The organism is Ottowia cancrivicina (assembly GCF_029813755.1).
In the GTDB taxonomy this organism is placed as follows: domain Bacteria; phylum Pseudomonadota; class Gammaproteobacteria; order Burkholderiales; family Burkholderiaceae_C; genus Ottowia; species Ottowia massiliensis.
This window is the reverse complement of the sequence record NZ_JARVII010000070.1, coordinates 1-1,189: the sequence shown is the minus strand read 5'-3', so window position 1 is coordinate 1,189 and position 1,189 is coordinate 1. Positions and strand designations below refer to the sequence as shown.

The window sequence follows — 1,189 nt, the reverse complement described above, 5'->3', positions numbered from 1 at the left end:
ATGGCGAAAGAGAAATTCGAGCGGACGAAGCCGCACGTAAACGTAGGCACGATTGGTCACGTTGACCACGGCAAGACCACGCTGACGGCGGCGATCACGACCGTGCTGTCCAAGAAGTTTGGCGGCCAAGCCAAAGCTTATGACCAGATTGACGCTGCTCCCGAAGAAAAAGCGCGCGGCATCACCATCAACACGGCACACGTGGAATACGAAACGGCCACGCGCCACTACGCCCACGTGGACTGCCCTGGTCACGCCGACTACGTCAAAAACATGATCACCGGCGCAGCCCAGATGGACGGCGCCATCCTTGTTGTCTCTGCCGCTGACGGCCCCATGCCGCAAACGCGCGAACACATCCTGCTGTCCCGTCAAGTGGGCGTGCCCTACATCATCGTCTTCCTCAACAAAGCCGACATGGTTGACGACGCCGAGCTGCTCGAGCTCGTGGAAATGGAAGTTCGCGAACTCCTCTCCAAATACGAATTCCCTGGCGACGACACCCCCATCATCAAAGGCTCCGCCAAACTCGCCCTGGAAGGCGATACAGGCGAGTTGGGCGAACAAGCCATCCTGAAGCTGGCAGATGCTCTGGACAGCTACATCCCCACGCCTGAGCGCGCGGTGGACGGCACCTTCCTCATGCCCGTAGAAGACGTCTTCTCCATCTCTGGTCGTGGCACCGTGGTCACTGGCCGCGTGGAACGCGGCGTCATCAAAGTTGGCGAAGAAATCGAAATCGTCGGCATTCGCCCCACACAGAAAACCACCTGCACCGGCGTCGAAATGTTCCGCAAACTGCTGGATCAAGGTCAAGCAGGCGACAACGTCGGCATTTTGCTGCGCGGTACCAAGCGCGAAGAAGTGGAGCGTGGCCAGGTTCTGGCCAAGCCGGGCACCATCACGCCGCACACGCACTTTACTGGCGAGGTCTATGTTCTCAGCAAGGAAGAAGGCGGCCGTCACACACCCTTCTTCAACAACTATCGTCCTCAGTTTTACTTCCGCACCACGGACGTCACAGGCTCTATTGAGCTGCCTGAAGGCAAGGAAATGGTCATGCCAGGCGACAACGTGAGCATCACGGTCAAGCTGATTGCGCCGATTGCCATGGAAGAAGGTCTGCGCTTTGCCATCCGCGAAGGCGGCCGCACGGTGGGCGCTGGCGTGGTGGCAAAAATTATCGAGT

1 protein-coding gene is annotated in these 1,189 nt (G+C 58.8%); it reads left to right on the top strand.

The annotated features are described in order from the left end of the window. On the top strand, nucleotides 1–1,189 hold a 1,189-nt coding region (gene tuf, locus QB898_RS13050; protein WP_050715131.1), incomplete at its 3' end, for an elongation factor Tu.